23 protein-coding genes are annotated in these 23,747 nt (G+C 69.0%); 5 read left to right on the top strand and 18 right to left on the bottom strand.

Annotation, left to right across the window (positions count from 1 at the left end):
- Positions 1-163: 163 nt before the first annotated feature.
- The 18 genes from pstB to DSC_RS09790 form a co-directional block, all read right to left on the bottom strand.
- A complete protein-coding gene (gene pstB / locus DSC_RS09875; protein ID WP_425476593.1) occupies positions 164-1,021 on the bottom strand; it encodes a phosphate ABC transporter ATP-binding protein PstB in 858 nt (285 codons plus the stop codon).
- Positions 1,014-1,865 carry a phosphate ABC transporter permease PstA gene (pstA, locus tag DSC_RS09870; RefSeq protein WP_014161024.1) on the bottom strand — a complete coding sequence of 284 codons (852 nt, stop codon included), beginning with the start codon at positions 1,863-1,865 and terminating at the stop codon, positions 1,014-1,016. Before pstA ends, pstB begins: the two co-directional genes overlap by 8 nt.
- A complete protein-coding gene (gene pstC, locus DSC_RS09865) occupies positions 1,865-2,824 on the bottom strand; it encodes a phosphate ABC transporter permease subunit PstC (protein WP_014161023.1) in 960 nt (319 codons plus the stop codon). The genes pstA and pstC overlap by 1 nt, the downstream gene beginning before the upstream one ends.
- 177 nt (positions 2,825-3,001) lie before the next feature.
- Entirely contained in the window at positions 3,002-4,102 is a 1,101-nt protein-coding gene (gene pstS / locus DSC_RS09860) for a phosphate ABC transporter substrate-binding protein PstS (protein WP_043291212.1), read from the bottom strand.
- Positions 4,103-4,455: 353 nt separating this feature from the next.
- The gene (gene gspN, locus DSC_RS09855) at positions 4,456-5,172 is read right to left on the bottom strand and encodes a type II secretion system protein N (RefSeq protein ID WP_014161021.1); all 717 of its coding nucleotides are present in this window, start codon (positions 5,170-5,172) and stop codon (positions 4,456-4,458) included.
- Positions 5,169-5,660, bottom strand: coding sequence for a type II secretion system protein GspM (gspM, locus tag DSC_RS09850; protein ID WP_014161020.1), 492 nt, complete (start codon positions 5,658-5,660; stop codon positions 5,169-5,171). Before gspM ends, gspN begins: the two co-directional genes overlap by 4 nt.
- Positions 5,657-6,766 (bottom strand): type II secretion system protein GspL, encoded by a 1,110-nt coding sequence (gene gspL, locus DSC_RS15715; protein WP_014161019.1) that lies wholly within the window; start codon positions 6,764-6,766, stop codon positions 5,657-5,659. The genes gspM and gspL overlap by 4 nt, the downstream gene beginning before the upstream one ends.
- Entirely contained in the window at positions 6,763-7,761 is a 999-nt protein-coding gene (gene gspK, locus DSC_RS09840; protein WP_014161018.1) for a type II secretion system minor pseudopilin GspK, read from the bottom strand. The genes gspL and gspK overlap by 4 nt, the downstream gene beginning before the upstream one ends.
- On the bottom strand, positions 7,761-8,396 hold the full coding sequence (gspJ, locus tag DSC_RS09835) for a type II secretion system minor pseudopilin GspJ (RefSeq protein ID WP_014161017.1): 636 nt from the start codon (positions 8,394-8,396) through the stop codon (positions 7,761-7,763). The genes gspK and gspJ overlap by 1 nt, the downstream gene beginning before the upstream one ends.
- Positions 8,393-8,788 carry a type II secretion system minor pseudopilin GspI gene (gene gspI / locus DSC_RS09830; protein ID WP_014161016.1) on the bottom strand — a complete coding sequence of 132 codons (396 nt, stop codon included), beginning with the start codon at positions 8,786-8,788 and terminating at the stop codon, positions 8,393-8,395. Before gspI ends, gspJ begins: the two co-directional genes overlap by 4 nt.
- Positions 8,772-9,236, bottom strand: a complete 465-nt coding sequence (locus DSC_RS09825; protein WP_014161015.1) for a GspH/FimT family pseudopilin — start codon at positions 9,234-9,236, stop codon at positions 8,772-8,774. The genes gspI and DSC_RS09825 overlap by 17 nt, the downstream gene beginning before the upstream one ends.
- Positions 9,237-9,243: 7 nt before the next feature.
- Complete coding sequence (gene gspG, locus DSC_RS09820; RefSeq protein ID WP_043290523.1) at positions 9,244-9,663, bottom strand: type II secretion system major pseudopilin GspG; 420 nt, start codon at positions 9,661-9,663, stop codon at positions 9,244-9,246.
- Positions 9,664-9,758: 95 nt separating this feature from the next.
- On the bottom strand, positions 9,759-10,979 hold the full coding sequence (gspF, locus tag DSC_RS09815) for a type II secretion system inner membrane protein GspF (RefSeq protein WP_014161013.1): 1,221 nt from the start codon (positions 10,977-10,979) through the stop codon (positions 9,759-9,761).
- A complete protein-coding gene (gspE, locus tag DSC_RS09810) occupies positions 10,966-12,465 on the bottom strand; it encodes a type II secretion system ATPase GspE (protein WP_014161012.1) in 1,500 nt (499 codons plus the stop codon). The genes gspF and gspE overlap by 14 nt, the downstream gene beginning before the upstream one ends.
- Positions 12,462-14,573 (bottom strand): type II secretion system secretin GspD, encoded by a 2,112-nt coding sequence (gene gspD, locus DSC_RS09805; RefSeq protein ID WP_043290521.1) that lies wholly within the window; start codon positions 14,571-14,573, stop codon positions 12,462-12,464. Before gspD ends, gspE begins: the two co-directional genes overlap by 4 nt.
- Positions 14,570-15,364, bottom strand: a complete 795-nt coding sequence (locus tag DSC_RS09800; protein ID WP_043290520.1) for a type II secretion system protein N — start codon at positions 15,362-15,364, stop codon at positions 14,570-14,572. Before DSC_RS09800 ends, gspD begins: the two co-directional genes overlap by 4 nt.
- Before the next feature lie 143 nt (positions 15,365-15,507).
- On the bottom strand, positions 15,508-18,144 hold the full coding sequence (locus tag DSC_RS09795) for a TonB-dependent receptor domain-containing protein (RefSeq protein ID WP_014161009.1): 2,637 nt from the start codon (positions 18,142-18,144) through the stop codon (positions 15,508-15,510).
- Between the two features lie 104 nt (positions 18,145-18,248).
- Entirely contained in the window at positions 18,249-19,739 is a 1,491-nt protein-coding gene (locus DSC_RS09790; protein ID WP_014161008.1) for a hypothetical protein, read from the bottom strand.
- Positions 19,740-20,008: 269 nt separating this feature from the next.
- Here DSC_RS09790 and DSC_RS09785 point away from each other — a divergent pair, with 269 nt between their 5' ends.
- The 5 genes from DSC_RS09785 (at position 20,009) to arsH (ending at position 23,719) form a co-directional block, all read left to right on the top strand.
- Positions 20,009-20,860 (top strand): 2OG-Fe(II) oxygenase, encoded by an 852-nt coding sequence (locus DSC_RS09785; RefSeq protein WP_014161007.1) that lies wholly within the window; start codon positions 20,009-20,011, stop codon positions 20,858-20,860.
- A gap of 74 nt (positions 20,861-20,934) precedes the next feature.
- The gene (locus DSC_RS09780) at positions 20,935-21,294 is read left to right on the top strand and encodes an ArsR/SmtB family transcription factor (RefSeq protein WP_425476592.1); all 360 of its coding nucleotides are present in this window, start codon (positions 20,935-20,937) and stop codon (positions 21,292-21,294) included.
- Between the two features lie 120 nt (positions 21,295-21,414).
- Positions 21,415-21,861: an arsenate reductase (glutaredoxin) gene (gene arsC, locus DSC_RS09775; protein WP_014161005.1), complete on the top strand. Its 447-nt coding sequence runs from the start codon at positions 21,415-21,417 to the stop codon at positions 21,859-21,861.
- Positions 21,858-22,952 (top strand): ACR3 family arsenite efflux transporter, encoded by a 1,095-nt coding sequence (arsB, locus tag DSC_RS09770; RefSeq protein WP_043290519.1) that lies wholly within the window; start codon positions 21,858-21,860, stop codon positions 22,950-22,952. The genes arsC and arsB overlap by 4 nt, the downstream gene beginning before the upstream one ends.
- Positions 22,949-23,719: an arsenical resistance protein ArsH gene (gene arsH, locus DSC_RS09765; protein ID WP_014161003.1), complete on the top strand. Its 771-nt coding sequence runs from the start codon at positions 22,949-22,951 to the stop codon at positions 23,717-23,719. Before arsB ends, arsH begins: the two co-directional genes overlap by 4 nt.
- Positions 23,720-23,747: the final 28 nt, after the last annotated feature.

The following is a 23,747-nucleotide window of genomic DNA, read 5'->3' as shown; positions in this document are numbered from 1 at the left end:
GGGAATGCTTGCTGGGTGTGGCTGCTGCTGTCGTGCCGTGCTGGCCGTGGGTGCTGCTGCCGTCGGCGGCGTGCTCCCGTGGCTTCTTCGACCTCTGGCCCAAGCAGCCATGGTCGGGCGTCTTGCGCATCTCAGACCGGTTGGCGTCAGACGAGCGCGTTCCTCACCCAAACCGGCCGGTGATGTAGTCCTCGGTCTGCTGCTTTGACGGATGCGAGAAGATGGTCGAGGTGACGTCGTGTTCAATTAGGTCGCCCAGGTACATGAAGGCGGTGTAATCGCTTACCCGCGCGGCCTGCTGCATGTTGTGGGTGACGATGCAGATGGTGTAATCGCGCTTGAGTTCCTCCACCAACTGCTCGATGCGGCTGGTGGAAATGGGGTCCAGCGCGGAGGTGGGTTCATCCAGCAGCAGCACGTCGGGCCTGAGTGCCACCGCGCGGGCGATGCACAGGCGCTGCTGCTGGCCACCGGACAGGCCCAGCGCGCTCTGGCCCAGCTTGTCCTTGACCTCGTCCCACAGCGCGCCCTGGTGCAGCGCATGCTCGACGCGGGCATTCATCTCTGCCTTGGACAGCCTCTCGTGGTGGCGGATACCGTAGGCGACGTTCTCGAAGATGGTCATCGGAAACGGCACCGGCTTCTGGAACACCATGCCGACCTTGCTGCGCAGCCGGTTCATCGGATACTTGGGCGAGAGGATGTCCTCATTGTCCAGCAGCACCTGGCCGGTGGCCCTGAGCTTGGGGTAGAGCGCATAGATGCGGTTGAACACGCGCAGCAGCGTGGACTTGCCGCAGCCGGACGGCCCGATCAGCGCGGTCACGCGCTTCTCCGGAATCTGCAGGTTGATGTTCTTCAGCGCGTGGAACTTGTCGTAGTAGAAGTCCAGCCCGCGCGCTTCCAGCTTTACCGCCGCTGGCGGCAGGATGCCGCGGTCGGTGGTGACCTGGCTCAGGCGCGGGCTCGGGGCGGTGTGCTGCACATCGTTCATGGTCGGGTCCGTCGATAAGTCAGTCATTGGAGATCCTGTTGCGCAGCAGGAAGAAGCGCGCACCCAGGCCGACCAGCAGCACGAACACGGTCAACACCAGCGCACCGGCCCAGGCCAGGGTCTGCCAGGATTCGTAGGGGCTGCCGGCGAACTGGTTCATCACCACCGGCACCGAGGCCATGGGGCGGAAGAGACTGCTGCTCCAGAACTGGTTGCCGAAGGCGGTGAACAGCAGTGGCGCGGTCTCGCCGGAAATGCGGGCCAGGGCCAGCAGGATGCCGGTGACGATGCCGGCCGAGGCGCTGCGATAGAGCACCTGCAGGGTCACCTTCCATTGCGGCACGCCCAGCGACAGCGCGGCCTCGCGCATCTGCGCCGGCACCAGGCGCAGCATCTCGTCGGTGGTGCGCACCACCACCGGCAGGACGATGAAGGCCAGCGAGATCGCGCCGGCCAGCGCCGAGAAGCCGATCACCGAGACCACCATCGCATACACGAACAGGCCCAGCACGATCGATGGTGCCGACAGCAGGATGTCGTTGACGAAGCGCACCACCGTGCCGGCCTTGCGCGTGTGGCCGAATTCAGACAACCAGGTGCCGGCCAGGACCCCCAGCGGGGCGCCGATGAGGATGGCCAGCGTGCACATCAACGCGCTGCCGAAGAACGCGTTGAGCAGGCCGCCGTCCTGCATCGGCGGCGGGGTGTTCATGGTGAACAGGTTGAGGTTGATCCCGGCAATGCCCTTGGCCAGCAGCGTCCACAGGATCCAGACCAGGAACAGCAGGCCGAACGCCGCCGTGGCGCAGGACAGCGCGATGGCCGCCACGTTGACCACGCGGCGCCGCCAGTACAGGCCCGGCGCGTCCATCAGTAGCCCTCCCGGCGCGAGAGCTGCATGAGCATGTAGCGCGCCACCGCCAGCACCGCGAAGGTGACCACGAACAGCACGAAGCCCAGCAGCAGCAGCGCCGAGCGATAGGTCTCGGTCGCCTCGCCGAAGTCATTGGCGATCAGCGCGGCGATGGTGGTGCCTGGCATCAGCAGCGAGGCCGACAGCGTCACGCTGTTGCCGACCACGAAGGCCACGGCCATGGTCTCACCGAGCGCACGGCCCAGACCCAGGAAGATGCCGCCGATCACTGCCGAGCGGGTGTAGGGCAGGACGATGTCCCAGTTGACTTCCCACTTGGTCGAACCCAGCGCGTAGGCCGATTCCTTCAGCGGCGTGGGTACGGTCAGAAACACTTCGCGTATCACCGAGGAGATGAACGGGATCACCATGATCGCCAGCACCAGCCCGGCGGTGAGAATGCCGATGCCCAGCGGCGGGCCCTGGAACAGCGGGCCGACCAGCGGCAGCGTGCCCAGGTGGTCATTGAGCCAGGGGGTGACGTGATTGGTCATCACCGGCACCAGCACGAACAGGCCCCACATGCCGTAGATGATCGAAGGGATGCCGGCCAGCAGCTCGATCGCAGTCCCAACTGGCCCGCGCAACCAGCGCGGCGCCACCTCGGTCAGGAAGAAAGCGATGCCGAAGCTCACCGGCACGGCGATCACCATGGCAATCAGCGACGTCACCAGGGTGCCGTAGATCGGCGCCAGGGCACCGTACTTGTTCTCGACCGGATTCCATTCCGATGAGGTGATGAAGCCAAACCCCTGGGTCAACAGCGCATCACGGCCGCCCCAGAGCATGGACAAGGCGGCACTGGCCAGGGCGACCAGCACGAAGATGACCGTGCCGACCAGGATCCAGCGGAAGATGCGGTCGCCCTGTGCATTGTCGCGAGCGCTGCCGGCGGCGGGGAGTGTCGTTGCGTTCATGCGGGGGCGATGCGCTCGCGTGAGGACTTCGGAGGGATGCAGTGATACGTCAGGGATGTTTCAGCGGTTCGTGCGTGAAGGTGCGCGCAGAAGCAATAGCAACGTCCCTGGATCCCCGCCTGCGCGGGGGTGACGCAACGGCAAAGGCGCCCGCGAAGTCGCGGGCGCGCCGTTGCGTCACTTGAACTCGGCTGCCCAGTAGGCTTCGATCTGCTGCACCAGTGGCGCCGGCAGCGGGACGTAGTGCAGTTCCTGCGCCTGCCGCTGGCCGTTTTCGAAGGCCCACCTGAAGAACGCCAGGGTGGCGGCGCTGCGCTGCGCATTGGCTGGCTGCTTGTGCATCAGAATGAAGTTGGTGGCGGTGATCGGCCAGGCCTTCTCGCCCGGCGCGTTGGTAATGACCAGGTTGAAGTCCTTGGCGCTGGCCCAGTCGGCGCTTTCGGCCGCGGCGGCGAAGGATTCGGCGTTCGGCTCGACCCACTGGCCGGCCGCGTTCTGCATCGAGGTGTAGGGCATCGCGCTCTGCAGGGCGTAGGCCAGTTCGACGTAGCCGATCGAGTTCTTGATCTGCTTCACGTACGAGGCCACCCCTTCGTTGCCCTTGCCGCCGACACCGCCGGGCCATTGCACCGAGGTGCCTTCGCCAACCTTGTCCTTCCACTCCGGGCTGACCTTGGACAGGTAGTTGGTGAAGTTGAAGCTGGTGCCCGAACCGTCGGAGCGGTGGACCAGATTGATCCTGGCATCGGGCAGCTTCAGGCCCGGGTTGGCCGCGGCGATGGCCGGGTCGTTCCAGTTCTCGATCTTGGCCAGGAAGATGTTGGCCAGCAGCTCGCCGGTCAGGCGCAGCTTGCCGGCTTCAACCCCGTCCAGGTTGACCACCGGGACCACGCCGCCGATCGCCGACGGGAACTGGCCCAGGCCGGCCTGGGCTAGCTCTTCGGAGGACAGCGGCTTGTCTGATGAGCCAAAGTCCACCGTCCCGGCCTTGATCTGGGCGATGCCGCCGCCCGAGCCGATCGACTGGTAATTCACCCGGACCCCGGTGACCTGGTTGTAGTCGGCCGACCAGCGCGACAGCAGCGGATAGATGAAAGTCGCGCCGGCGCCGGTGATCTGCACGGAGCTGCGTGCATCGCCGTCAGTGGCGGGGGCGCCATCAGTGGGAGCGCCATCGGCGGCGGGCGGGGGCGGGTTGCTACCGCCACCACCGCAGGCGGCCAGCGTGAGGGCAGCAGCCAGGGCATACAGGCTGGCGCGCAGGGGCTTGACGGTCATGTGGTCGATCTCCATGGAAGCGTGGCCGGGTCGCGGGCCGAGAGGGGCCATGAAATGATTCTTTTGTTGCAGGGTCGTGACATGGCCTGTCACATATTGTACAAACTCGGCATCTCCTGGCTGGTCAAGCCCGGTCTTGCACAACGACGCGGGGGCAAAGCCGGCCTGCCGGCCCGGATGAGCAGGGGCTTGTCCGATGCGGTCGGCGCGCGCCGACGGCATTGAATCGCGCCAAGGTTTACAGCATCACGACGACGGCTCTCCGGGCCGTTGCTCGCCGCCAGCGGCGGGGAAGGCGCCTGCGGTGCGCGGAACCAGCGCCGGCGCCTGGAGGTCAGCCGCTGGCTCCGCGCTCATGGCGCGGGCGGCTGTCCGGCGCGGCCCGAATCCAGGCGCACCAGCCCCTCCGGACCCGGATCGAAGCCCGCCAGTTGCAGGGCCAGGCGGGCGGCCGGGTCCTCGCTGCGGACCCGGGTGCTGACCGAGTAGTGGCCGTCCTGCCCGATCGAGGCGTGCACCTGCACGTCGAACGCGGCCCCGGGGTCGCTCGCCAGCACCAGTTGGCCTTCGGCGCCCTTGCAGGCGGGAGTGCCGGCGAGCTGCAGTTGCGGCACGTCGGGTCCGGCCATTTGCACCAGCACGCGGACCTGGCCGCCCGCACGCAGGCATTGGCCGTTGGCAAACAGCAGTCCCGCCTCGCGCAATTCGAGCCAGGCCTGCGCACCGGGCAGCAGTGGCAGGGGATAGGCCAACCGGCCGTTGGCCGCTTCGAACCCTTGGCGGGTGCCACGCTCGGCCACGCCGGCGAAGGTGGGCGTGGACAGCTGCAGCCGGATCCGGCCCAGCAGCATGGGGAGCGGCTGCAGGCCCACCCGGACATCACCCAGCGGCTGTCCATTCCAGCGGGCATTGCGCAGGACACCGTGCCAGGGCGTGCCCACGGCGTCGTCCGCGGTCAGCCCGATGGGAACCCACGCCGGGACTCGGAAGGCCAGGCCCAGCGGTAGGGTGCCGGCGATCACCCCTGCCATGGCGGCGACGATCAGGCTGGCACGCAGCGGACGGTTCATGGCCGACCGCGCGGCGAGGCCGGGACGAAGGTGGCCTGCGCCCGCAGGCGGGCTCCGTCGCGCTCGGCGACCAGGGCCACTGGCTGCACGCCCTGGGCTTGCAGTCGATCCAGCCATGCCAGCAGTGCGGGCGCATCCACCGCGTCCATCTCCACCACCCACTGGTCCTGGCTGTCGCGCCGTTGGCGCGAGAGGGCGACCCCGGCCTGGGCAGCGCTTTGCTCGATCAGCCCGGCCAGCGCGTCGCGGTCGGCGGGGCGCTGGTCGGCCAGCGCCTGCAGCTGGCTTGCGTCGGCCTGCACCCGGTGCAGCTGGCGCACTGCAGCGCTGTAATCCCGGCGCGCGGCCTCGCGCAGGGCGCGCGCCGGTGACAGCATTCCATACCAGAAGGCGAACGCAGCGATGGCCGCGAACATGACGGCGAGCATCGCCTGCTCGCGCCGGTTGCGTTGGGTCCACCAGTGGTGGAGGCGCTGGAAGCTGCTCACCGGGCCGGCTCCGCTTGCAGGCGGCTGCGTTGCCCGTCGCCGCCAGGTTCCAGTGGTGCGAAGGTGGTGGCATGGCCGTGTGCCAGCAGCGCTGCCCGGAGCTGTTCGAGCTGTTCCGGGGTGCGATGGACGATGGTGGCCTGCAGCCCGGCGGCGACACTGGAATCAAGCGATTCCAGCCGGGTCCCCGGCGTGGCGGCCAGGGCATCGAACAGTGCCTGGCGCAGGGCCGCGGCGCTGGCCGGACCCTTGCGCAAGGCCAGCTCGGCGGCCAGGCCAGCGGCCGGATCGCCGCTGGCGCCTGCCCGCAGGTGGGGGGCGGCCAGCGCTGCGGCGCGTGCCTCCAGCGACCGTGCCACCAGTCGATAGCGCGCCGCATCGACCAGCAGCAGCAGCACCGGTGAAACCAGCACCAGCCCGGCGAGCAGTGCCAGCCTGCGCCAGGAGGGGGCCTGTGCACGGCCGCCGCGGCGTGGCTGGAATTGGTATTGCAGCAGGTTGATGGGCGCCTGGCCCGCGCCGGCGGCAAGGCAGCTCTCCACCTGGTCCTGGGCAAGCCATTGGACCGGGCGCTCTCCAATCACCTGGCGGGCAAGGTCGGGTTCGGCGCTGAAGGCCAGCGTCTGCCCGCGTGCCAGCCAACGACCCTGATAAATGGCCAGGATCATGCCGTCAGCAGGTGCCGGCAGTGCCAGGTAATCCGGGACCACCGAGTCGACCTGCACGCCCAGGGCCTGGACCCGCTCCAGCCATTGGCGCAGGCGCGCCGGCTTGACCCAGCACAGCAGGCGCGGCTGGCCTGGTTGCAGCGGGCCGATGGCGATGTGCAGGGCATCGGCCGGTTCGGCCACGCGGTCGGCCAGGGCCAGCCTGGCCGCCGCCAGCGCCTGCGCGGCATCGCGTGTCGGCAGTTCCGTGTGCCAGGTTCCGATTTCCTCGCCCGGGACCACCAGCACCGTGCGCGGCGCCGCGCCGGCGAACCCGGCGGGCACGGGTTCGCCGACCGGCACCTCCAGCGCCTCCACGACGCGGCCCTCGCCGTCCACGGCCAGGCAGCGCACCGGATCGGCCGCATCCGGCGGCAGCAACAGCACCCGCGTGTTCATTCGTCGCGCCCCCAGCGCCTGGCGACCGTGCGCACCTGGCCGTCGTTGCCTACCTGCAGCAGTGCGCTCAACACCGCCTGCGCGTGGCCGTGCTCCACCTCGGCATGCAGGTCGAAATAGCGGGTGCGCAGCTGGACCTGCTGCAATACCGGATTGGGCAGCGCGGCCTCGGCCAGGACCGGATGCGACCAGAATTCGGCCACGCTGTGCCAGCCGTCGGTTGGGCGCCGGGCCAGCAGGCTGGTCGCCGCCCGCAGGTCGAGCGCATTGTCGGACAGCATGGACAGGATCACCGCATCCTGCGCCTGCAGGGTGTTGACATTGACCGGGGCCAGGGCGGCCTCGGGCAGGGCGCACACATGCGGGCGCAGGCGTGCATAGGCGTCGGGGTCGTAGCCGGCGATGGCGCGCAGCTCGCTGGGTTCGGCCAGCAGGGTCGAGGCGGTACGCCGGCGCGGCGTGACCGTGGCATAGGCCCGGTCCTCGGCACCGGCCGGGCGCTGCTGCTGGTCCGAATCGATCCAGTCCACCAGCGCATCGGCCAGGGCCGCGCCGCGCGTCGAGGTGAATCCCAGCGCGGTCAGCAGCGCTCGGTACTGGGCCAGGCCGATTTCGTTGAGCTGCCACTGCCCGACCGCGCCCTGGACCACGCTGTTGAGGTTGAAGCAGGCGGTTGCATCGGACAGGCGCGCGCGCACCATGCCGGGCCCACCACCGTCGGCATCCAGCGGGAACACCACGGTGCGTCCGTTCCAGCCACCGGCCAGGGTGGTGCGGCCATCGCCCGAGCGAGCCATGCGCTGGATGCGCGCGCGCGCCAGGGTCTCGGCGCCCAGCGCCTGCCATTGCGCCTGGCCGACCGATTCGGCGTTGCCGACCCGGCGCAGGCCGAACCGGATCTCGTCCAGCATGGCCATCAGCAGCACGCCCATCACCGCCACCAGCAGCAGCACGGTGAGCAGCGCGGCGCCTCGCTGCGGCTTGCGCGGGTGCATCAGCCTCCACTCCCGGGCAAGAGAAACAGCTGCTCCAGGGCGCCGATGCGCTCCAGGTCCAGTTGCAGTGCGATCGCCTCGGGGACCGCCTCGCTGCTGCCGGACCAGCCGTCGCTCCACTGGCCGTGGTCGCGATAGCGAATGTGGGCCGCGCGCACGCCGGTCAGCAGCACCTGAGGGGTGCCGGACATGCCACCGTCCAGCACCGGGCGGGTCGAGCGCTCCAGCTGGCCATCGGCGATGCGGTATTCGACGTATTGCAGGGACGGGCGCCGTTGTTGGCCCGGATTGGCCCAGCCGCGGCGTACGAACCCGAGCAGGGCACCCGGATCGCCGTCGCGAGCCCCATGGAACACGCTGCGCGCGGGGCTGCCGTCGGCCTGGCGGATGCGCCGCGCGGCCACCTGGGCCAGGTCGGCGCGCAGCACGCCCCGCGAGCGCTGCAGTTCGGCCAGCCGGTCCATGCGTTCGCCGACCGCGCCCTGGTTGTCGGTCGCGTAGGCCATCACGCCGACGCCGGCGGCCGCGAGCAGGCCGAAGATCGCCAGCGCCACCATCACCTCCAGCAGGGTGAAGCCGCCGGATCGTGCCGTGCGCGGCGCAGGGCTGGCGCTGGCGGCTGCCGTGGTGCTCATCGGCCGGTCTCGCGCAACACCGACAACACCGCCAACGCCTGATCGCGGCCCTGCGCCTGCACCCGGATGTCGATGCGCACGATGCCCGGCTCTTCGGTTGCCTGCACGGTGCGGCTCCACTGCCATTGCAGGTCGCCAGCGCTTTCGGTGCCGGCGGGCTCGGCGGCAATGCGTTCCAGGGGTTCGATCATCGACTCCACCGCGCGGTTCTCGGCGACCACGCCGGCCAGCACCCGTTCTTCCAGCAGCACCGCGGTGCGGGTGCTTTCGCCGGCCAGGTTGAGCAGGGCCAGCACCGCCAGCGCGAACACCGCCAGCGCCACCAGCAACTCGATCAGGGAGAAGCCGCGCATGGCGAACCTGGCATGGTGGGGTTCAGTCGCGCAGCGCATCGAGGCGTACCTGTCCGGCAGCATCCACCGCAACGCGCACGCTGGCGTCGCCGCGCTGCAGGACCAGCTCGGCCGGCTCGGCGATGCCGGTGGGGTCGAAGTCGAAGCGCACCTGCGGCAGCTCGCGCGACAGGCGCGGCGTGGTGCCTTGCTCCCAGGCGATGTCGCCGAATGGCCGTTCGCGCAGCGGTTCCCAGTCGGCAAAGTGCTGGCGGTTGAAGCGGTAGCCCTCCGCTGCGGCGACCACTTCGATCGCCCGCGTGCCCAGGATCGCTTCCTCCTGCGCGTGCTGCAGCCGCGCGGCGAAGCGCTCGCCCTCGCGCACCAGTTGCTGTCCATCGCCAGGCTGGGTCAGCAGCACGGCGCTGCCGGCAAGCGCGACCACGGCGAGCACGGCCAGCAGCTCGACCAGGGTGAAGCCCTGCGCGCCGGTGCGGCGGCCGTGCATGGTCGGCTCAGCTCCAATTGCCGATGTCGGCGCCGTCACCTTCGCCGCCTTCCACGCCGTCGGCGCCGAACGAGTACACATCGAAGGCACCATGACTGCCGGGGTAGCGGTACTGGTAGGCATTGCCCCACGGGTCGGTGGGCAGGCGGCGGATGTAGCCGCCCTGGCGGTAGCGTTCCGGCCGCGGCAGGCCGCGCGGCGCGACCATGAGCGCGTTCAGCCCGTCTTCGGTGCGCGGATAGGTCATGTTCTCCAGGCGGTAGGTTTCGATGGCCTGCTCGAGCACGGCGACATCGGCACGGGCCTTTTCCACCATGGCGCGGTCCTGGCTGGGCAGCACGTTGATCGCCACCACCGTGGCCAGCAGGCCGATGATCACGATCACCACCATCAGTTCGACCAAGGTGAAGCCGCGCTGGGGGTGCATCCCGGACGCGGGCGCGACCCGGGGCAGGTGCAGGGGGCTGGGGGCAAGGGCGCGGGATCGCAGGCGCATGGGGGTTTCTCCGTGGACGGTGGCAGTCACGCCATCGCCAGCGTGTTGAACTGCAGGATGGGCAGCAGGATGGCCAGCACGATTACCGCCACCACCCCGCCCAGCAGGACGATGATGACCGGCTCCAGCAGGCTCATGACCACATTGGTGAACGTGTTAAACTCGCGTTCCAGGTAGTCCGCCGCGCGGTCCAGCATCGGCGCCAGGCGCCCGCTGTTCTCGCCGCTGGAGGTCATGTACAGCAGGGTGGGCGGGAACACGGCCGCGCGCCGCATTGCGTTGGACAGGCTGCCGCCTTCGCGGATCACCGCCACCATGCGCTCGGTGGCCGCGCGCAGGACCCGGTTGTGCACGGTGCGCGCGGTGATCGACAGGCCTTCCATCAACGGTAGGCCATTGGTGAGCATGATCGCCAGGGTGCGGGCCAGGCGCGCGGCATGGACATCACGCAGGATGCGGCCAAGCACGGGCAGGGCGAGGATGCGGGCATCGACGGCCAGACGGACCCTGTCGCGGCGCAGCAGCCGGGCAAAGACCACGGCCGCCACTGCCATGACCAGCAGAGCCGGCAGACCCCAGGCTGCCATGCCATCGGAGACGCCGATCACCGCCCGGGTCAGCAGCGGCAGTTCCCGGCCCATCGACTCGAACTGCTCGACCACCCGCGGCACCACAAAGGCCATCAGCGCGATCACCACCAGCACCGCGGTCAGCGACAGCGCGGCCGGATAGGCCAACGCGGCCAGCAGCTTGCCACGTACCTGCTGTTCGCGCTCCAGCAGGTCGGCCAGGCGCTCGAGGATCTGCGGCAGGGCGCCAGACCCTTCACCGGCGGCCACCATGGCCCGGTACAGCGCCGGGAAGCGATTGCCCTGCCGGGTCATCGCATCGGACAGGCGGAAGCCCTCCAGCACCAGTGCGTGGGTGGCCATCACCACTTCGCGGGTCGGCCTGTGCTCGGACTGCGAGCCGATCGTGCGCAGCGCCTCTTCCAGTGGCACTGCCACGATCAGGGTCGCCAGCTGGCGGGTGAACAGGGTCAGCGCCTTGGTGCTGAAGCGGCCGCGTCCGGGACGGGTGTTGCCGCTGGCCTCACCGGCGCCGGTGCCGGCGACCGGCTGAAGGCGCACCGGCACCAGCCGGCGCTGCTCCAGCTGCCGCCGCGCGTCGCGCGCGCTGGGCGCGTCGAGCACGCCACTGCTGACGCGCCCGTCCAGGTCCAGGGCGGCGTAGTCAAACGTCGGCATCGGCGTGCAGCTCCTGCCGGGTGACGCGCAGGGCCTCCTCCAGCGTGGTCAAGCCCTGGGCGACGCAGCTGCGCGCGGCATCGGCCAGCCGGGGTCCGCCGGCGAACGCGGCCGCGGCGATGGCGTCCTCGTCGGCATTGGCGCCCACAAGCCGTCGGATCTGGTCATCGACGGTGATCGCTTCGTAGATGCCGACCCGTCCTGCATAGCCGGTGTGGTTGCAGCGGGGGCAGCCGACCGCTTCGTACATGATTCCCGTGAAGTCCTCGCCCAGCAGCCGCAGCGATGCCGGATCGGACGCACGCTCGCGCCGGCAGTGCACGCACAGCCGGCGCACCAGGCGTTGGGCCAGGATCAGGCGCACGGTGGACGCCAGCAGGAAAGGTTCGACCCCCATGTCGCGCAGGCGGGTGATGGCACCGGCGGCGTCGTTGGTATGCACGGTGGACAGCACCAGGTGGCCGGTGAGCGCGGCCTGCACCGCGATCTGCGCGGTCTCCGGGTCACGCACTTCGCCCACCATGACCACGTCCGGGTCCTGGCGCAGGATCGCCCGCAGCCCGGTGGCGAATCCCATGCCGACCTTGGTATTGACCTGGGTCTGGCCCACGCCATCCATCGCGTATTCGACCGGATCCTCCACGGTGAGGATGTTGCGCAGCCCGTCGTTGAGCGTGGCCAGGCCCGCGTACAGCGTGGTGGTCTTGCCCGAGCCCGTCGGGCCGGTGACCAGGATGATGCCATTGGGCTGGCACAACGCGGCGCGCAACGCGCGCAGCACGGTCGGCTGCATGCCCAGGTCCTCGAGCGAAAGGGTGCCCTGGTCCTTGTCCAGGATGCGCAGCACCACGCGCTCGCCGCCACGCGCGGGCAGGGTGGACACGCGCACGTCCAGTGCCTTGACGCCCATCGACAGCGAGATGCGGCCATCCTGCGGGATGCGCTTCTCGGCGATGTCCAGCCGCGCCATCACCTTGATCCGCGAGACCAGCAGCGGCGCCACGCGGGCAGGCAGGCGCAGCGCCTCGCGCATCACCCCGTCCACCCTGAAGCGCACCACCAGGGCGGCCTCGAACGGCTCGATGTGCACGTCCGAGGCGCCGATGCGCGCGGCTTCGGCGATCAGCCCGTTGATCAGGCGGATGATCGGCGCATCGTCCTGGCTCTCCAGCAGATCGGCGGTGGCCGGGATGTCCTCGACCAGCAGGTCGAGGTTCGCGTGCAGGTCCAGCGATTCGACCGAAGCGCCGTGGCCGGCGTCGGCATAGGTCTCGGCAAGTTGCCGATCAAAGGCGACCCGTTGCAGCACTTCCACCTGCAGCGGTGCACCCAGGCAGCGGCGCGCCTCCAGCAGGCCGCGCGGATCGGCGCCCTCGCGCAGGCCGACGCGGACGTGCTGGCCGAGCGTGTCATCGCTTGCCGCGGCCATCGGCACGACGCCGTGCTCGCGCGCAAAGCCATAGTCGAAGGCCGGGCGTGCGCTCATCGGACCGGCTTCGGCGCGCGGGCAGGCTCGGCTGCGGGCGTGGCGGGCGATGTCGCGGCGGGGGGCGTTGCCGGCGCGGTCGGCCCGGGCACGGTCGTCCCCGGTGGCGGCGCCACCGGCGGCACCGTGCGCAGGTAGTCGCGCACCAGTGCATCGAGCATGGCCTGCTCGCCCGGATCGCGCACCTGGCTGTCACGCATGTAGTCATAGCGCGGCCCGGCGATGCGCTGGGCATCCTGCGTGCCGCGCACGATCGTGGGCCGGATGAACACCATCAGGTTGGTCTTGGCGCGTGCGCGCGCGGTGTTGCGGAACAGTCCACCGACCACCGGGATATCGCCCAGCAGCGGAATCTTGTCGACGGTCTGGCGGTCGTTCTGGTCCAGCAATCCGCCCAGCGCCACGATCGCGCCATCGTCCACCAGGACCTTGGTCTCCAGCTCGCGCTTGTTGAGGATCAGGTCGGAAGATCCGGTGGTCACCGGCCCGGCGATCGAGGAGACTTCCTGGCGCAGGAACAGGGTAATGCCGCCACCGGTGTTGATCTGCGGCTTGACCTCCAGCTGGATGCCAACGTCCTGGCGCGCGGTGGTACGGAACGGGTTGGTATTGGCGTCGCCGAGCACCTCGCCGGTGGTGATTGGCACCTCCTGGCCGACCAGGATCCGCGCCTCCTCGTTGTCCAGGGTCATGATCGAGGGCGTGGACAGCAGGTTGGAGCTGGTATCGCTCTTGACCGCGTTGATGATCAACCCGAACAGGGCATCGCCGCGGCTGCCGCCGAAGCCGGCCAGGCCGCCATTGAGGCCGAGCAGCGACTGCAATGCGGTGCGACCGGCCAGGTCCAGCGCGTCATTGTCCGCATCGCTGCTGCCGCGCCCGCGCTGGGCGGCGATGACGCCGGCCGCCAGCGGCAGGATGCCCGGGCTCGCGCTCGGATACTGGGTGGCCATGAACGGCACGTCGCTGCCTTCGCGGCCTGCGATCAGCAACTGCACCCCCAGTTCGCGCGCCGCATCGTCGGAGATCTCCACCACGATCGCCTCGACCAGGACCTGCTCGCGGCGCGTGTCCAACCGGGTGATCACGTCGGTGAGCAGGCGCTGGGTTTCCGGGTCGGCATTGATGATCAACGCGTTGGCGCCCGGGTAGCGCGCGATCACCGGGCGCTTGCCGCCCGGCGGGCCGATCACCTGGGTGTCCTTGCTGGCCGGGCTGGCGGATGCGGCTGCTTGCGATGCATCGCCGTTGGCCGCGCCCGGCGCCTGGCCGATCAGTTCCTGCAGCACCGGCAGCAGCTGCTCGGCGTTGGCATGCTGCAGCTTGACCACGCGCACGTCGCCGCTGCGCTCGGCCCGTCGGTCCAGCTCCAGCACGGTCTGGACCACGCGTTGCACCAGGGTGGGGTCACCGCGCACGACCACCGAGTTGCTGCTCTCCACCGGCAGCACCGACAGCACCGCGCTGGCGGTGTCCGCCCCGCGGGCGCCGAACAGGCTGTTGATGGTGGTCGCCATCTCCCGTGCCGAACTGTTGCGCAGGGTCACCGTGTCGATGCTGGCCCGGTCCTGGTCGATCTGCGCCACCAGTCCGCGCAGGCGCCGCAGGTTGTCGGCGTAGTCGGCCACCAACACGCTGTTGCCCTGGGGCGTGGCCAGGACCACGCCGCCGCGGCCCACCAGCGGGCGCAGGGTTTCGGCGGCGATGCGTGCATCGATGCGGCGCAGGGCGAACACCTCGGTGGCAAAACCCATGGCCGAGCCGCCATAGGTGCCCGGTTGCTGGGCGGCGGTGTCGTCTGGCACCACCCGGTAGGCACCGGCGCCGGTGGGCACGGCCACCAGGCCGTTGGCGCGCAACACCGCCAGCAGCACGCCCAGCATCTCCGATTCGGACATGGCCCGATCGCGTGACACGGTCACGGTGCCCTGCACGCGTGGGTCGACGATGAAGGTGGTGCCGGTGGCGCGCGAGACGTCCTGGATGAAGGCGCGCAGGTCGGCTTCCTGCAGGTTCAGGCCCTGCGCTTCCTGGGCCGGCGCGGGCTTTCCGGGCATGACCAGCAGCACTGCGGCCAGCGTCAGCATGGACAACTTGTGGACCCTCATTGCAGCGGCACCGTCACCGAGCGGGTGGCGCCGTCGCGCTGGACGGTCAGTTCCACGCTGTCCCGTCCGGCCAGCTCCGCGGCCAGTTCGTGGTAACGCTCGGGGGTCAGTGCCTGACCGTTGACCGACAGCAGCACATCACCTGCCTGCAGGCCAGCCTTGCGCAACGCCGCGCCGTCGCCGCGCGGTATCAGGGTGTAACTGGACACCTGGCCGTTGACCTCGCGCGGGACCAGGCCGGCCTGCTCCAGCAGGCGCGCCGGGTCCACGGGCGCCGACGCGGCGCCCGTGACGGGCGCAACCGGGGCTGCCGAGGGCAGGGTTCCCGCTGCCGAGCGGGACACCGGCGCGGCGGCGAAGTCGAGCCGCTGGCGGCCCTGGCTTGATTCGATCCACACATGGTCCGGGCCGATGCCGGCCAGACGAACGCCGGATGGCATCGATTCGCCCACCCGCAGGGATCGCTGCGGACCTTCTGAATCGCCCAGGATCGCCGAGGCGCCGCCTGGCCCGGTGCTGATGCCGTGCAGGGTCACGCCGCTGGCGGTGGCCTGGCTGGCGGCCGAGTCGGACGGGAAGAACGGGTCGAGCGTGGGTCCGGTTGGTGTGACCTGGGCCTGCGGTACCGCATCGGGCCGAAAGGCGCCAACCGGAGCGGGCGGAACCGCGACCAGCCAGGCCAGGCGGACCGCCTGCAGCGCCAACAGGCCAAGCAACAGCCATTGCAGCGCACGCCTGATGGCCGAACCAGACGGCCGGAGCCAGGCCTGGCGATGAGCAGCGAGTTGCACGTTCGAGATCCAGTGGACTGCAGGAAGATCTGCGGTCGGGCAAGCATGGGACAGTTTTGTGACGGTAATGCTTCAAACGGCAATGTTTGTGACATGAAAGTCCGACCGGTCGCCCGGCCGGACCCGCGTCTGTCACAGTTTGGTCAGAATGAAGCGCTGACGTTGAGCGAGAAGCTTGTCCCGATGTCGTATCGGTTGATGTCGACCCGTCCGCCGCCCATTTCCTGGTACTCCTGATATTCGGTGTCCAGCAGGTTGCGGGCCTCCAGGCTCACGGTGACCTCGGTCTGGCCGATGTCCACGCCCTTGCGCAGGATCAGGTCCAGCATGGTGCCCGGCTCCTGCATGATGTCGGGCTGGCCGGCGCGGCCACGGGCGGCGATCCGCTCGCCCACGTAGGTCGCCGCCAGCGTGGCCTGGGTGCGGCTGTTGGGGTCCTCGATGCCGATCTGCAGGTTGGCGATATGCTCTGACTGGCCCTGCATCTGGCTGCCGTCGCGCACGAACAGGGTGGCATCCTGGGGCACGCCGTTGAACCCCAGCGGCACCACGGTGTCACCGTCTTCCACCTTCACCTCGGACTTGGAATAGGTGTAGTTGCCGGCCAGGTACAGGCGCTTTTCGCCCCACCAAGCTGCCTCGATCGGCAGGTCCAGGTACTTCTTGGCGTCGATTTCCGCGCCGTAGAGCGTGGCGCGTGGCGCGTTGATGTAGGTCTGCTGGATCCCGCCACCGGTCTCGTTGACCAGGGACTCCACTGGTCGGTCGATATCCTTGTAGAAACCGCCCAGGGTGAACGACTCGCCCGCACCGAAGAACCACTCATAGCGGACGTCGAAGTTCTGCAGTTCGCTGTCGACCAGGTAGGGGTTGCCGATGAACAACCGATCGTTCTCGGTATCGAAGTACTGCTGCGGGGCCAGTTCGCGGAACTGCGGGCGACCGATGGTCTTGGAAGCACCAAAGCGGATCTGCTGGTTGTCGGCAAAGTTCCAGGTGACCGTGAGCGCGGGCAGCAGGTAATCGTTCTCCAGCGGCGCGACCCCGCCGACCCGCGCGCCAGTGAAGATGTCGTAGGGATGCACCGCCTGGGTGGCATCCTCGTAGCGCGCGCCCAGCGTGGCCCGCACCATCGGCACGATTTCGGCCTCGGCCTGCAGGTAGGCCGCGCCGACCTTGAGGGTGGCGTCATAGGCCGCGGCGCCATCGCCACCGGTGGTCTCGCGCAGGGTAATCAGGCCCTGGTCGATGTTGTAGTCAGACAGCAGGAAGTCCACTCGCTCGCGACGCACGTTTTCCGGCAGTGGCCCGTTGAGCGCCAGGAAGCGGAATTCGCGCGAGGTGGCGTTGCGGTCGTTGTCCGAGTACGCCAGGCCGCCGGACAGGGTCACTTCCCGGTCGGTCGGCAGGCGCCAGCTGACGTCCACGCCACCGCTGGCCACCTTGTCCTCCACATCGCTGAAGCGGGTGTAGTTCTGCTCCTGCGCCGCGTCGTGCACGAAACGACCATCGACGCGCCGATAGCGGATGCCTTTCTCGTAGGGCGCGTCGCGGCGCGCGCGCGAGTAGGCACCGCGCCATTCGATCTTCAGGTCCTGGTACTCGCCGAAGGCGTGCTCGCCGTTGATCTGGTGACTGAGCAGGTCACGCTCGAACCACTCGGTGTAGTCATCGCGCACGTACGCACCGGCCAGTTCGTCGTTGCCCTCGCGGCTGCGCGCTTCCTTGGTCGTGTCATGCACGTAGATGGAGGTCAGGCCGACCCTGTGGTCGCCCCACTCGGCGCCGGTGCCGAGCAGCGCGTTGACCTTGGCGTCGTTCTGGGTGGACACGTAGTCGTAGTCGGTGCGGACCTCGATCGCATCGCCCTGCACCAGGCCTTCCTGCTGGGTACCGACGCGGGTGCGCCACTTGTTCTCGAAGCCGGCCACGGCCACAAAGCCGAGTTTGCCCCAATTCGTTTCGACCGAAGTGCCGGCGCTGCCGCCCATGCTGAAATCCGGATCAACGTTCTCGGTGACCTGCAGCAGGTTGAGCGGGGCGTTGACGAAGCTGCGGCCGATGCGCTTGAGTTCGGCGTCGCTGAAGGTGCCGCTGTCGATGCGCCGTCCGGTGGCGATCGCGCGGCTCAGGTCCGACTGCTTCTTGCGGGTTCCATCGTCGTAACCCCAGAAATCATCCTCCGAGCCGTAATAGGTGAGGCCGTCACGGCTGGTGGTCTCGGAGTTGCCGCCGGTACCGATGGAAAGGGTCAGGAAAGGTTCGTCCGGGGTCACGATCGAGCGCAGGTCGATCACGCCGCCGCCGAACTCGCCCGGATACTTGGCCGAGTAGGTTTTCTGCACGGTGATGCTTTCAAGCACACTGCTTGGAAACAGGTCCAGCGGGACCACGCGCTGCAGGGGTTCGGGACTGGGCAAGGGCGAGCCGTTGAGCAGTGCCGAGGAATAGCGCTCGCCCAGGCCGCGCACGTACACGAACTTGCCCTGGGCCACGCTCAGCCCGGTGACCCGGGACAGGGCTTCGGCGGCGTCGTCGTCGCCGGTGCGCTGGAAGTCCGCGCGGGTCACGAACGAGGCGACTTCAGAGGTCATCTGCATCGGCTCGGGAATGAATGCCCCGCGCACCGTCACCGCATCCAGCTGGGTTGCCTGATCAGCGGGGGGGGTGGGTGTCTCGGGCGTGACGGTCTGGGCCGCAGCGCCATGGCTGGCCAGCAGGCCGCCGATGGCAAGGAACAGTCCGCTGCGTAGCGGAGCCCTGGGGGTGGTGCGTTTCATGGAGGTGGCCTTGTCTGGATTCGGCAGTGGGCGCGCGCGCGCCCGGTTGGCGGGCAGCGGGGCCGCGGCGGGTGCCGCGGCCCCGGAGGGGCGTCATCCAGCGATCAGCACGGGTTGGCCGCGGTCAGGCCACAGGTCCAGCCCTGCCACCAGGTGTCGGACGCATTGCGCACCGCGCCGATGTAGTTCACCTGCGTGAAGGTGGGACTGATGGTGGTGATGGTGGGGAACGCGGTCACCGCCGTCTCGTTGGCGCCGTTGATGAACCCGTCGGTGAGGGTGGACGTGCCATTGGCGGTGTTGTTGGTGCCGGCACTGAACAGGGCGGCCGCCTGGCCGTTGGCATCGTCATCGAAGGCCACTGGGCAGGAGAAGAACACCGACTCGAAGCGACCGGTGGTGGTGCTGTCATCCACGTCCAGGCAGGCCGCAGCCGCGCCGGTGCCGCCGGCCGCGCGGGTCACCACGGTGTTGATGAAGGTGCTGTTGGTGCCGCTGTTCATGACGATGCCCGCGCCGCCGCCGGCGCGGCCGACATAGGTGATGTTGGCGAACTTGGGACGCGAGGGCAGGACGGTCTGCTGGCCGGCCGAGCTCATCTCGCTCATGCGATCGCCGCCACCGGCGCGTTGCATGACGATGCCGAACTGCACGGCGCCCTGCCAGCCGGTGTCGGTATCGAAGCTGTCGTCATCGTTGCCGGTGGCCACCAGGTACTTGGCATTGAGCGTGCCGCCGAACCATTCGAAGCCGTCATCGGAGCTGTTGTGCACCTGGACGTACTCGAACACCGTGCCGCTGCCGAGTCCGGCCAAGCTGATGCCATTGAGCTCGACGTTGGGCAGGATCTGGAAGCCGGAATGCATCACCCGCATGTAGCGGTAACGGCCGCTGCTGTCGGTGGCCGAGTTGCCGCCGTAGAACGCGTTGGTGCCTTCCACCTGCGCCTGACACTGCGGAGTGCCCGGGGCGATGGTGGCGGACGGACAGGCGCTGATCGGCGCGCGGCCCAGCAACACCACGCCGCCCCACTGGCCGACCGAGTCGACGTTGGTCTGGCCACGGATGCTGGCGGCGCTGGTGAACACGATGGGCTGGGTCGGGGTGCCGTCGGCGATCATCTGCGAACCACGGTTGACCACGACGTAGTCCAGGCCGGAGGAACCGAACAGGCGCACGCCGGGTTCGATGGTCAGGATGCCGGCCGAGGCCCCGGCGATCGGGTTCTGCGCATCACCGCCGCGGTCCTGGCCGACGTTGACCCGGCCGGAAATGGCATACACGGTGGAAGCGCGGTTGGGCACCAGCAGGTTGCCGATGATCTCCGACGGGAGGCGGCACACGCGCAGTGTGTCGTTGACGTCCAGGCCGCCATTGACGAAGCCGGTCGGGCAGTCGCTGGGCGGGCCGGCCACTGGCGGCGGCGGTGGTGGCGCGGCCGGCGGCGGCGGTGGCGGCGCGGCCGGCGGCGGCGGCGGTGCGAATCCACCCTCGCCTGGCGAAGCCACGCGGTCTGCACCGCCGCCGCAGCCGCTCAGCGCCAATACGGCGCCGAAGGTCATCAACAGGGTCTTGGAACTGTTGCTCATGGACATCGGGTTCTCCAAACGGAAATGGACTGGCGGGCGGTACGGGTCGGCGCCAGGGCGGTGCGCGTGGCAACGTCCGCGGCGGTCCCACGTGAATGCGGGGCAAACGTTAGGTCGCCGATGTGACCGATGCATTACGAAATGAAGGCGATCGTGACGAGATGGTCGTCTACACCCGCCACACAGTCGTGGCCGGGGCAGGGCCGCTGGCGCTGTCATCGTCATGTCACAGTGTTCCGATGCCGTGGGATGGCCCACCCGCTACAGGATTTCCCATGACCAGCCCGCTTCCCACCCCGGACCTGCGTGCCTGGATCCTCACCCAGGCCGAAGCCGGCACCGATCCGCGCGAGGTCACCGCCGCGATGCTGGCGCAGGGTTGGACCGAACAGGCGGCGATCGACGCGGTGGAGCGGACCATGCGCGAGCACCTGGAGAGCCACGCCCGCCGCCACGGGCTGCCGGTGCCGGTGCCGGTGCCAGCACCGATCGAGCGCAACGGACCTGCGCTGTTGCAGGCTGGGGACCGCCAGGTCCAGGTGCTGGCCAGCCTGTTGCACCCGCGCGTGATCGTGTTCGGCAACCTGCTTGCGGCCGAGGAATGCGACGCGTTGATCGCCCTTGCGCGGCGGCAGATCAAGCGTTCGCCCGTGTTCGATCCGGACACCGGCCAGGACCAGCAGCACCAGGCCCGCACCAGTGAGGGCATGTTTTTCGGCCGAGGTGCCAACCCGCTGTGCGCGCGGGTGGAGGCGCGCATCGCCGCCCTGTTGAACTGGCCGCTGGAGAATGGTGAAGGCCTGCAGGTCCTGCGCTATGGCCCCGGCGCGCAGTACGAGCCGCACTACGATTATTTCGATCCCGCCCGCCCTGGCGCCGAGGTGGCCCTGCGCCGTGGGGGCCAGCGCGTGGCTTCTCTTGTCATCTACCTGAACACGCCGACCCAGGGCGGAGCCACCACCTTCCCCGACGCGCATTTGGAAGTGGCGCCGATCAAGGGCAACGCCGTGTATTTCAGTTACGACCGTCCCCACCCGATGACCGGCACCCTGCACGGCGGAGCGCCCGTGGTCGAGGGTGAGAAATGGGTGGCCACCAAGTGGCTGCGGGAACGAAGGCACGACTGAGGCGGCGGGGTGCGAGGTCGGCTTGATCAATTTGATAGATCCATTATCATGGAAATATGGAAATCAAAACGGCCGTGACCCGTCTCGCCGCCTTGGCCCAGGACTCGCGCCTGGCGGTGTTCCGCCATCTGGTCCAGCTCGGTCCGGTCGGCGCGCGACCGGGCGCGATCGCCGAGTCCCTGGCCGTCAGCCCTTCCACGCTTTCATTTCACCTCAAGGCGCTGGCCCACGCCGGCCTGGTCCAGGCCTGGCCTGATGGCCGCAGCATCGTGTACCGCGCCGACTTCGCGGCCATGCAGGAGCTGCTGGACTTCCTGACCGAGAACTGCTGCGGCGGGGTCCCGGCCGCCTGCGCAATCACTGCTCCGGAAGCCCGGCGCCCGCTGCGGCGCACCGCGCCGCCGTCTTCTTCCCGCCGCAGGCAACGGGAATGAGCTGACCGTGCAAGGAACCGTCGGCGGCCTCGGTGCGGTCCCGCCTGGTGGTGGGCAAGCGGCGGGCGGTGGGTGCCGATACCGCGATCGCCGTCACAGCATTCATTCCAGGAGACCCACATGACCCCGCATCCTGTTGACATCGTCATCTACCACAATCCCGACTGCGGCACCTCGCGCAACGCGCTGGCCATGATCCGCAACGCCGGCATCGAGCCACATGTGGTCGAGTACCTGAAGACGCCACCCAGCCGCGCCATGCTGGAATGGCTCATCACGCGCATGGGCATCCCGGTGCGCGGATTGCTGCGCGAAAAGGGCACGCCCTACGCGCAACTCGGACTGGACGACCCGGCCTTGCCTGACCAGGCCCTGCTCGACGCGATGCTGGCCCATCCGCTGTTGATCAACCGGCCGATCGTCGTATCCCCGCTGGGGGTAGCCCTGTGCCGGCCCTCCGAGCGCGTGCTGGAGCTTCTGCCCCAGCCGCAACTAGGCGCCTTCGCCAAGGAGGATGGAGAAGTGGTGGTCGACGCCGATGGCCGGCGCGTGGGTGACCGCGCATGAGTGGATCGGTGTCCGCCGCCAGGCCAGGCCTGTCGTTCCTGGACCGCTACCTGACCCTGTGGATTTTTGCCGCCATGGCACTGGGCGCGGCGCTGGGGGCGCTGGTCGATGGCCTGCCGCAGGCGCTGGAGGCGATGACGGTGGGCGGCACCAACCTGCCCATCGCGATCGGCCTGATCGTCATGATGTACCCGCCGCTGGCCCGGGTCCGCTACGGTGAACTGCATCGCGTGTTTGCCGACAGCCGCGTGCTGCTGCTGTCACTGGTGCAGAACTGGCTGATCGGCCCGATGCTGATGTTCACGCTGGCCGTCGTGTTCCTGCACGACTCCCCGGAGTACATGACCGGGGTGATCCTGATCGGCCTGGCGCGCTGTATCGCAATGGTGCTGATCTGGAACCAGCTGGCCTGTGGCGACAACCAGTACGCGGCAGGCCTGGTGGCGTTCAACTCCCTGTTCCAGATCCTGTTTTTCAGCACCTACGCCTGGTTGTTCCTCAGTGTTCTGCCGCCCTTGTTCGGGCTGGAGGGCAGCGTGGTCGATGTCGGCTTCTGGACCATCACCCGGGCGGTGCTGGTGTACCTGGGCATCCCGTTCGCCGCGGGCTACCTGACCCGGCGCGGGCTCACCCGCGCGCGTGGCCAGCAGTGGTACGAGACCGTGTTCCTGCCGCGGATCGGGCCGCTGGCGCTGCTGGCGCTGCTGTTCACCATCGCCGCGATGTTCGTGATGAAGGGCGGCGACGTGATCCGGCTGCCGCTGGATGCCTTGCGCATCGCCATCCCCCTCACCCTCTATTTTCTGGTGATGTTCGTGGTCAGTTTCTTCATGGGCCGGTTGATCCGTGCCGACTATCCGCGCACCACGGCACTGGCCTTCACCGCGGCCAGCAACAATTTCGAGCTGGCGATCGCCGTGGCCATCGCCAGCTTCGGCCTGGCCTCGCCGGTCGCCTTTGCCGCGGTGATCGGGCCGCTGGTGGAGGTGCCGGTGATGATTGCGCTGGTGCACGTGGCCTTGCGCCTGGGCCGGCGCTATTTCCGCGGCAGCGCGCCGCGCGCGGCCCCCGTCGGGCAGGGGCGCGCATGAGTGCCACCACGCCCCCCTGCCTGCCCGCTGCCAGGCCCGACCGGCTGCGGCCACTGGGCGAGGCGGACCGGTTGCCTGCGCTGCAGGTGGACCTGTTGCCCGCGCCCCTGTGGCGGGAAGCAGACCCCGGCCATGCGCCGCGCATCCTGCTGCTGTATGGATCCCTGCGCGAACGCTCGTACTCGCGCCTGGCGACCGAGGAAGCTGCGCGCATCCTGCAATGGTTGGGCGCAGACACCCGCATTTTCGATCCACTGGACCTGCCACTGCCGGACCAGGTGGCGGGCGACGCACACCCGGCCGTCGAACGCCTGCGCGAATTGTCGCTGTGGTCCGAAGGGCAGGTGTGGTGTAGCCCGGAGCGTCACGGCCAGATCACCGGGCTGATGAAGGCGCAGATCGACCACCTGCCGCTGAACATCGGCGCGGTGCGGCCAACCCAGGGCCGCACCCTGGCGGTCATGCAGGTTTCGGGCGGCTCGCAATCCTTCAACGCGGTCAATACCCTGCGGCTGCTGGGCCGCTGGATGCGGATGTTCACCATCCCCAACCAGTCCAGCGTGGCGCGTGCCTGGGAACAGTTCGACGAGCGGGGACGGATGCTGCCGTCGGCTTACTACGACCGCATCGTCGATGTGATGGAGGAACTGGTGCGCTTCACCCTGCTGCTGCGCCCGCACCTCGCCCAGCTCACCGACCGGTATTCGGAGCGCAAGGCCGATGCGGCGCAGGCGGCCGCCTTCGCTGCCTCGGCCAGCAGTGCCTAGCAGGCAGTTGCCCCTGGCGCACCCGGGC

Source organism: Pseudoxanthomonas spadix BD-a59 (assembly GCF_000233915.3).
Lineage (GTDB): Bacteria > Pseudomonadota > Gammaproteobacteria > Xanthomonadales > Xanthomonadaceae > Pseudoxanthomonas_A > Pseudoxanthomonas_A spadix.
The sequence above is the reverse complement of the archived record's forward strand: the minus strand, read 5'-3'. Positions and strand labels throughout refer to the sequence as shown.

Coding starts and splice junctions, on each gene's coding strand:
- pstB (WP_425476593.1), bottom strand. CDS start 1,021: ATGACTGACTTATCGACGGACCCGACCATGAACGATGTGCAGCACACC.
- pstA (WP_014161024.1), bottom strand. CDS start 1,865: ATGGACGCGCCGGGCCTGTACTGGCGGCGCCGCGTGGTCAACGTGGCG.
- pstC (WP_014161023.1), bottom strand. CDS start 2,824: ATGAACGCAACGACACTCCCCGCCGCCGGCAGCGCTCGCGACAATGCA.
- pstS (WP_043291212.1), bottom strand. CDS start 4,102: ATGACCGTCAAGCCCCTGCGCGCCAGCCTGTATGCCCTGGCTGCTGCC.
- gspN (WP_014161021.1), bottom strand. CDS start 5,172: ATGAACCGTCCGCTGCGTGCCAGCCTGATCGTCGCCGCCATGGCAGGG.
- gspL (WP_014161019.1), bottom strand. CDS start 6,766: ATGAACACGCGGGTGCTGTTGCTGCCGCCGGATGCGGCCGATCCGGTG.
- gspK (WP_014161018.1), bottom strand. CDS start 7,761: ATGCACCCGCGCAAGCCGCAGCGAGGCGCCGCGCTGCTCACCGTGCTG.
- gspJ (WP_014161017.1), bottom strand. CDS start 8,396: ATGAGCACCACGGCAGCCGCCAGCGCCAGCCCTGCGCCGCGCACGGCA.
- gspI (WP_014161016.1), bottom strand. CDS start 8,788: ATGCGCTGCGCGACTGAACCCCACCATGCCAGGTTCGCCATGCGCGGC.
- DSC_RS09825 (WP_014161015.1), bottom strand. CDS start 9,236: ATGCACGGCCGCCGCACCGGCGCGCAGGGCTTCACCCTGGTCGAGCTG.
- gspG (WP_043290523.1), bottom strand. CDS start 9,663: ATGCACCCCCAGCGCGGCTTCACCTTGGTCGAACTGATGGTGGTGATC.
- gspF (WP_014161013.1), bottom strand. CDS start 10,979: ATGCCGACGTTTGACTACGCCGCCCTGGACCTGGACGGGCGCGTCAGC.
- gspE (WP_014161012.1), bottom strand. CDS start 12,465: ATGAGCGCACGCCCGGCCTTCGACTATGGCTTTGCGCGCGAGCACGGC.
- gspD (WP_043290521.1), bottom strand. CDS start 14,573: ATGAGGGTCCACAAGTTGTCCATGCTGACGCTGGCCGCAGTGCTGCTG.
- DSC_RS09795 (WP_014161009.1), bottom strand. CDS start 18,144: ATGAAACGCACCACCCCCAGGGCTCCGCTACGCAGCGGACTGTTCCTT.
- DSC_RS09790 (WP_014161008.1), bottom strand. CDS start 19,739: ATGTCCATGAGCAACAGTTCCAAGACCCTGTTGATGACCTTCGGCGCC.
- DSC_RS09785 (WP_014161007.1), top strand. CDS start 20,009: ATGACCAGCCCGCTTCCCACCCCGGACCTGCGTGCCTGGATCCTCACC.
- arsC (WP_014161005.1), top strand. CDS start 21,415: ATGACCCCGCATCCTGTTGACATCGTCATCTACCACAATCCCGACTGC.
- arsB (WP_043290519.1), top strand. CDS start 21,858: ATGAGTGGATCGGTGTCCGCCGCCAGGCCAGGCCTGTCGTTCCTGGAC.
- arsH (WP_014161003.1), top strand. CDS start 22,949: ATGAGTGCCACCACGCCCCCCTGCCTGCCCGCTGCCAGGCCCGACCGG.